The organism is Kineococcus aridisoli, from assembly GCF_050871885.1.
GTDB lineage: Bacteria > Actinomycetota > Actinomycetes > Actinomycetales > Kineococcaceae > Kineococcus.
In genome coordinates this window covers 1-6,840 of record NZ_JBJLSF010000144.1, presented here as the reverse complement: position 1 = coordinate 6,840, position 6,840 = coordinate 1, and the positions used below count along the sequence as shown (strand labels likewise).

Here is a 6,840-nt window from a genome sequence, read left to right as displayed (position 1 = left end):
CGCCCTCGTCGTCCGGATGGTCATCATGCCGGCGGCGCTGACCCTGCTGGGCGAGAAGGCGTGGTGGATGCCGCGCTGGATGCAGCGCATCGTGCCCAACGTCGACGCCGAGGGCCGCAGCCTGGAGGCGCACCTGGCCGCCCCGGCGGGCACGCTCCCCGCACCCCGTTCCGAGCAGGTCGAGACGACCCCCGACCCCGCTCCCTGAGACCCGGCTCTTGTGGACGAGCGGTGATCTTCCACGGTGCACCTGGAGCCAGGCGCCCCAGCGCCTGGAGGAAGATCACCGCTCGTCCACAGGTCAGGCGGCGGGGCGCAGCATGGGCACGTGCGGGATGCCGTCCTCCTGGTAGACCGGGCCGGCGGCGGTGAACCCGAAGCGGGCGTACCAGTGCTCCAGGTGCGCCTGGGCGTCCAGGACGACGTCGAGGCCGTCGAGCAGCTCCAGCGCGCGGCCCATGAGCCGCGCCGCGGCACCGGCGCCGCGGAAGGCCTGCGCGGTGGCGACCCGGCCGATGCGGCCGCGGCCGTCGGGGTCGCGCAGCACCCGCAGCACCGCCGCGACCGTGCCGTCGGGGGCCTGCGCCCACACGTGCACGCAGTCGGGTTCGAGGTCGCGCCCGTCCAGCTCGGGGTAGGCGCACTCCTGCTCGACGACGAACACGTCCACCCGCAGCCGCAGCAGGGCGTACAACACCGCGGGCGGGAGGTCGGCCAGCGCCGCCTCCCGCAGCTCCAGCCCGCTCACCCCAGCAGGTCGTGGCGCACGACGGTCTGCTCGCGGTCCGGGCCCACGCCCACCGCGGAGATGCGCGCCCCGGACAGCTCCTCCAGCGCCTCGACGTAGCGCTGGGCGTTCTTGGGCAGGTCCGCCGTCGAGCGGGCCGAGGAGATGTCCTCGCTCCAGCCGTCGAAGTACTCGTAGACCGGCTTCGCGTGGTGGAAGTCGCTCTGCGACATCGGGATCTCCTCGTGGCGCACGCCGTCGACGTCGTAGGCCACGCAGACCGGGATGCGCTCCCAGCCGGTGAGGGTGTCGAGCTTGGTGAGCACGAAGTCGGTGACGCCGTTGATGCGGGCCGAGTAGCGCGCGATGAGCGCGTCGTACCAGCCGGTGCGGCGCGGGCGGCCCGTCGTGGTGCCGAACTCGCCGCCGTCCTGGCGCAGCTTCTCGCCGTCGGCGTCCAGCAGCTCGGTCGGGAAGGGTCCCTCGCCGACGCGGGTGGTGTACGCCTTGACGACGGCGATGATGCGGTCGATGCGGTTCGGCGGGATGCCGGAGCCGGTGCAGGCGCCCGCGGAGGTGGCGTTGGAGCTCGTCACGAACGGGTAGGTGCCGTGGTCGATGTCGAGCATCGTGGCCTGCCCGCCCTCGAAGAGGACGATCTCGTCGCGGTCCAGGGCGTGCGCGAGCTCCAGGCTGACGTCGCGCACCATGGGGCGCAGCCGCTCGGCGTAGGAGAGCAGCGTCTCGGTGATCTCGTCGACGGAGACGGCGCGGCGGTTGTAGACCTTCACCAGCAGGTGGTTCTTCTGGTCGAGGGCGCCCTCGACCTTCTGGCGCAGGATGCTCTCGTCGAAGAGGTCCTGCACGCGCACGCCGACGCGGTTGATCTTGTCGGCGTAGGTGGGCCCGATGCCGCGGCCGGTGGTGCCGATCTTGCGCTTGCCGAGGAAGCGCTCGGTCACCTGGTCCAGCACCCGGTTGTAGGGGGCGATGACGTGCGCCGAGGCGGACACCAGCAGCTTGGAGCAGTCGACGCCGCGGGCGGTGAGGGCGTCGATCTCCTCGAAGAGCACGCCGGGGTCGACGACGACGCCGTTGCCGATGACGGGGGTGACGCCCGGGGTGAGGATGCCCGAGGGCAGCAGGTGCAGGGCGTACTTCTCGTCGCCGACGACGACGGTGTGGCCGGCGTTGTTGCCGCCGTTGAACTTCACGACGTAGTCGACGCGGGCGCCGAGGGCGTCGGTGGCCTTGCCCTTGCCCTCGTCCCCCCACTGGGCGCCGACGAGCACGATCGCGGGCATGAGACTCCCTGCTTCCTCGGTGACACGACTGTCCGGGTGCTTCCCGGCCGCACGGACCACCCGCAGGGGGTCGCCGCAGACCGCACCGAGCCTACCGGCTGCGGCGGCGCCCTCAGCGCGCGAAGCGCTCCGCCAGGTGACGCCCCAGCGCGGTGCCGGACTCCCACGCCGTCTCCACCCTGGAGCGCTCCCCCCACGCGTCGCCGCACACGGCCAGCGAGCTGGCCTCGTCGAAGCCGAACGGGGAGTCGGCGTGCTGGCGCAGCGGCTGGGCCAGCGACCAGCGGTGCGCCCGGCCCCAGGACGGCGGCGGGGTCGGCTCGCCGGTCAGCAGCGGGCCGAGCTCGGCGAGCACCGGCGCCACGGCGGAGACCGGTGCGTCCAGGTGCTCGCCGGAGAAGTCGGGAGCGGTGTGGGCGACGAGGACGGGGGCGCCGTCACCGCGGCGGGCGCCGTCGTCGGCGAGGAAGACCAGCAGGTCGGAGTCGTTGACGAAGGCGCCGTCGAAGTCCGGCCACCACCGCTGCGGCCAGGCGGCGTAGACGGCGATGCACGGGCGCCAGTTCCAGCGGGCGGAGACGTCGAGGCGGGTGGCGACCATCCGCGGCAGCAGGTCGGCGGCCTGCGGGTCGGGCACGGCCAGCACGACGGCCGCCGCGGGCCGGCCGTCGACGAGCGCACCCTCGGCGGTGGCGTCCACGGCCTCGACGTCCCGGCCGCTGACGAGGTCGAGCGGTGCGCGCCCGGGCGGGGCGACGAGGTCGTCCAGCAGCGAGCGCAGCCCGCCGGCGGCGCCCCAGCGCACCGGACCGGGCCGGCCGCGCTCGCCGAGGCGGGCGCCGTCGCGGGCGCGGCCGGAGACGCTGTGGAAGGCGTCGGTCCACGGCCGCGCCAGCCCGCGCGCCCGCCAGTCCTCGACCTGCGCGCGGAATCCGTCGCCGGAGGCGGTGAAGTAGGAGGCGCCGAGGTCGGCCACCCGCACGCCCACCGCCGTCTCCACCCGGCGCCCGCTCATGCGCCCGCCGGGGCGGCGCCCGCGGTCGAGCACGCGCACCGGCACGTCGGCGTCGGCCAGCACGCGCGCGCACGCCAGCCCGGAGATGCCGGCGCCCACGACGACCACGGGCGCCTCGGGGGTGGCCGCGCGGGAGGCCGCCGGGCTCACGAGGGCAGCAGCTCGCGGGCCGCGGCCGGGTCGCAGTCGGCGAGGAACTGCCGGCAGCGGTCCGCCTCCACGCCCTCGCCGATGGCGGCCGCGGCGCGCTGCAGGGCCGCCAGCGCCCGCAGGAAGCCGCGGTTGGGCTCGTGCGACCACGGCACCGGGCCGTGCCCGCGCCAGCCGGCGCGGCGCAGCGCGTCCAGGCCGCGGTGGTAGCCGGTGCGGGCGAAGGCGTAGGCGGGGATGCTCTCCCCCGCCGCCAGCGCCTGCTCGGCCAGCAGCGCCCACGGCAGCGAGGCGGCCGGGTGCTGCGCGGCGACCTCGGTCGGCGCGGTGCCGGCGGCCAGGGCGGCGTCGACGGCCTCGTCGGCGGGCAGGTGGGTGGGCGGCGGTCCGCCCAGCAGGTTGGTGCCGGTGCTCACGGGTTCGTGCTCCCTTCGTCCCCGCCGGCGGGCCCGGTCGGGATCTCGACCCACACGATCTTGCCCCGCCGGGTGCGCACGGTGCCCCAGCGCCCCAGCGAGGCGACCAGCCGCATGCCGTGCCCGCCCGCGCCGTCGGGGCGGGCCTCGACGACGGCGGGCTCCTCGGGGCTGTCGTCCTCGACCTCGATGCGCAGCGCACCGGGCAGGTCGAACAGCCGCAGCCCCACCGTCCCCCAGCCGTGCAGCACGGCGTTGGCCACCAGCTCGGAGACGACGATCTCGGCGCGCGGGCCGATGTCCAGGCCCCAGACCGCGCAGGCGCGCAGGGTGGCGTGGCGGGCCTTGCCGATCGAGGACGGCTCGGAGGGCAGCTGCCAGCGCCGCCGCCGCGGGGTGTCGGCGGTGGGCAGCGGCCCGCCCGCCAGCTCGGACTCCTCCGGGACCCGCACGACGACGATGGCGGTGTCGTCCTCCGGGGAGTCGCCCAGGCCCTGCAGCAGCTCCTCGCCGATGCCGGCGGCGTCGCGCGCGCGGGAGGTGGCCAGCACCTCCACGAGGACCTCCAGGCCGTCGCGCATGGGCCGGCTGCGGGTCTCGATGAGGCCGTCGGTGTAGAAGACGAGCACGTCGCCGGGGCCCAGGGCGCGCTCGCGGGTGGGCCGGGGGCGCTCGCCGAGCCCGACGAGGGTGCCGGTGGCGTCGCTGAGCACGTCCACGCGCTGCGCGCCGCCCTCCTCGGCGCCCTGGCCGCCGCCGCGGCGCAGCAGCGGCGGCAGGTGCCCGGCGCTGGACCAGGCCATCTCCCAGCCGCCGTCGTCCAGGCGCTGGAGGGTGGCGTAGACCAGGCTGGCCATCCGCCGCACCCGCATGCCGGCGGCGAGCTGGTCGACGCGCATGAGGACGCTGCCGGGGTCGTCGAAGTCGTGGGCGGCCGAGCGCAGCGCGGAGCGGATCTGGCCCATGGCGGCGGCGGCCTCGACGTCGTGGCCGACGACGTCGCCGATGACGACGCCGGCCACGGCGGACCCGCCCTCGGGCGCGGGCAGCACGTCGTACCAGTCGCCGCCCACCTGCGCGGCGTCGGCGTTGGAGGCGTAGAACGTCCAGACGTCCAGGCCGTCGATCCCGTCGATGCCGGACTGGTCGGGCAACATGCTGCGCTGCAGCGTCTCCGCCAAGGCGTGCTCCCGTGCGTGCAGTCGTGCGTTCTCCACGAGCAACCCGGCCCGGCGGGCGGCCCCGCCGAGCACGGTGGCGTCGCCGTCGTGCAGCCCCTCCTCGCGGGGGAGCACGACGAGCGCCCCCACGACGTCCTCGCGGCCCCGCAGCGGCAGCACCAGCGCCGCCGGGGAGGGCACGAGGGCGGCCAGCCACGCCGTGGGGCTGCCGGGGGCGGCCTCGCGGGCGAGGTCGGCGAGCGCGGCCGGGCCGTCGGCGGCGCCGAGCAGGCCGTCGAGCAGGGCGTCGGCGGCCGGGGGGCGCTCCAGGCGCAGCCGGCGGCCGGCGAGGGCGTGCAGCTGCGCACCGTGCGCGGCGACGACCTCGACCTCCGCGGCCGGCCCGGCGGGGCGCTCCACGGTGAGGGCGACGAGCGCGGCGGCCACCACCTGCCCGCCGAGCGCCCGCACGAGCGCCCGCAGCCCCGCGGGCACGTCCTCCTCGCCCGCGACCACGACGGCGTCCAGGTCGCGCAGCACCTGCAGCTGCCGCGCGGTGCGCAGCTCGGCGGCGCGGGCGGCACCGGCCTCGTCGGCGGCGCGGCCGGTGACGTCGGCGTGCCGGGAGAGCACGCCGCGCACCCGGCCGCAGCGGTCGCGCAGCGCGGTGGTGCGCACCTCGTGCAGGAAGCGCGTGCCGTCGGCGCGCACGTCGACCACGGTGGCGGCGACCGGCTCGCCGCCCTCCAGCGCGCGGCGCAGCCCGGCGCGCGCCGCGGCGAGGGGGGCGCCGGGGGCGTCCTCGACCGGGTCGGGCGCCCCGCCGAGGCTGCGCACCAGCCGCGGGCCGGGTCCGCCCAGGACCTCCGCGGCCGCGGTGCCGGTGGTGCGGGTGTAGCCGGCGTCGACCCAGTCGACGAGCGCGCGCCCTGCCCGCAGCCCCGACAGGGCCATCCCGGGGCCGGCGGCCAGCGCGCTCGCCGCGGGGTCCGGCCCGGGCTCCCCGGCGTCCGCCGGCGCCCGCCGCCCGGCTCCACCCTCGGCGTGCAGCAGCGCGACGAGCAGCTGGCCGCGCCCGGCGACCCGGCCGGCGACCAGCCACAGCCCGTCGGGCAGCAGGGCGCCGGGCACGTCGGCACCCTCGCGCACGCGCTGCCAGGCGGCGTGCTCCGGCAGCCCGGCGTCGCGGCGGAAGGCGTCGAGGTCGGCGGGCAGCTCGTCGTCGGCGGCACCGGCCAGCGCGCGGGCGGCCCCGTCACCGGCCAGCACGTCCGGGCAGGCCCCGGCGGCGGCGTCCTCGGGGGCGTCCAGCAGCAGCACGGCGGCGGGCTCGCCCAGGGCGAGCGGCTGCGGACGGCTGCCGGGCATGGGGGGCGGTGCTCCTCGGGTGCGTCGGACGTCGCAGGTGCGCGACGGCGGCGCGGACCTCGATGGCTAGCATGCAGGGGGGTCGGACGGAACGCGCGTCGAGGGTGGCGCGGGGGACGGCCGGCCCACCGCGCGGTGGAGGCCGTGCGGACGGACATCCGCTGCCTGCAGAAGCCGGGCACGGTGATGCTGCGCGCGGACTGCGGAGGACCCATGACGAACGACGCGACACCGCCGGGCGAGGCGCCCCGGGTGCCCGAGGTGCGCTCGGTGGACCCCGGCTCGGTGCACGTGCTCTACGAACCGCGGGCGACGCGGGTCGTGCTGACCGGGGAGATCGACGCCGAGCTCGGGCCGGACCTGCTGGAAGCGGCCGAGGACGCCCTGACGTCGGGGCGGCCGCTGCAGGTCGACGCCCACCACGTGACCTTCATGGACTCGACGGGGCTGGCCTTCCTGGCCCGGCTGGCCTCGCGCTCGCGGGGGCGGCGCGTGACGCTCATCCGCCCGCCGGCGGTCGTGAAGTTCCTCATCGAGACGACGAACATCGTGCAGCTGCTCGACGTCGTCGACGAGGAGCCGGGGCTCAGCGCCGAGGACGACGACGGGCCGCAGCCGGCCTGAGGCCCCCGGGCCCACCCGACCGCCCGGTCCGCCCGGACGCGCGACGGCCCGGTCCCCCGCGGGGGACCGGGCCGTC

The 6,840-nt window shown here is 77.3% G+C and carries 7 protein-coding genes; 2 read left to right on the top strand and 5 right to left on the bottom strand.

Annotation, left to right across the window (positions count from 1 at the left end; genetic code table 11):
- The coding region (locus ACRYM2_RS22495) for a hypothetical protein (protein ID WP_432524889.1) at window positions 1-208 on the top strand (208 nt) is incomplete at its 5' end.
- A 93-nt stretch (window positions 209-301) separates the two neighbouring features.
- Here the strand turns inward: ACRYM2_RS22495 and ACRYM2_RS22490 are convergent.
- From ACRYM2_RS22490 to ACRYM2_RS22470, 5 genes are all read right to left on the bottom strand, one after another.
- Window positions 302-748, bottom strand: coding sequence for a GNAT family N-acetyltransferase (locus tag ACRYM2_RS22490; RefSeq protein WP_432524887.1), 447 nt, complete (start codon window positions 746-748; stop codon window positions 302-304).
- Window positions 745-2,031, bottom strand: a complete 1,287-nt coding sequence (locus ACRYM2_RS22485; RefSeq protein WP_432524886.1) for an adenylosuccinate synthase — start codon at window positions 2,029-2,031, stop codon at window positions 745-747. The genes ACRYM2_RS22490 and ACRYM2_RS22485 overlap by 4 nt, the downstream gene beginning before the upstream one ends.
- A gap of 112 nt (window positions 2,032-2,143) precedes the next feature.
- Window positions 2,144-3,196, bottom strand: a complete 1,053-nt coding sequence (locus tag ACRYM2_RS22480) for an NAD(P)/FAD-dependent oxidoreductase (RefSeq protein WP_432524885.1) — start codon at window positions 3,194-3,196, stop codon at window positions 2,144-2,146.
- Window positions 3,193-3,612, bottom strand: a complete 420-nt coding sequence (locus ACRYM2_RS22475) for a DUF3151 domain-containing protein (protein ID WP_432524883.1) — start codon at window positions 3,610-3,612, stop codon at window positions 3,193-3,195. The genes ACRYM2_RS22480 and ACRYM2_RS22475 overlap by 4 nt, the downstream gene beginning before the upstream one ends.
- On the bottom strand, window positions 3,609-6,140 hold the full coding sequence (locus ACRYM2_RS22470) for a SpoIIE family protein phosphatase (RefSeq protein WP_432524881.1): 2,532 nt from the start codon (window positions 6,138-6,140) through the stop codon (window positions 3,609-3,611). Before ACRYM2_RS22470 ends, ACRYM2_RS22475 begins: the two co-directional genes overlap by 4 nt.
- A 213-nt stretch (window positions 6,141-6,353) precedes the next feature.
- On the opposite strand from ACRYM2_RS22470, the gene ACRYM2_RS22465 reads away from it, so the two are divergent.
- Complete coding sequence (locus ACRYM2_RS22465) at window positions 6,354-6,764, top strand: STAS domain-containing protein (RefSeq protein WP_432524879.1); 411 nt, start codon at window positions 6,354-6,356, stop codon at window positions 6,762-6,764.
- Window positions 6,765-6,840 lie beyond the last annotated feature (76 nt).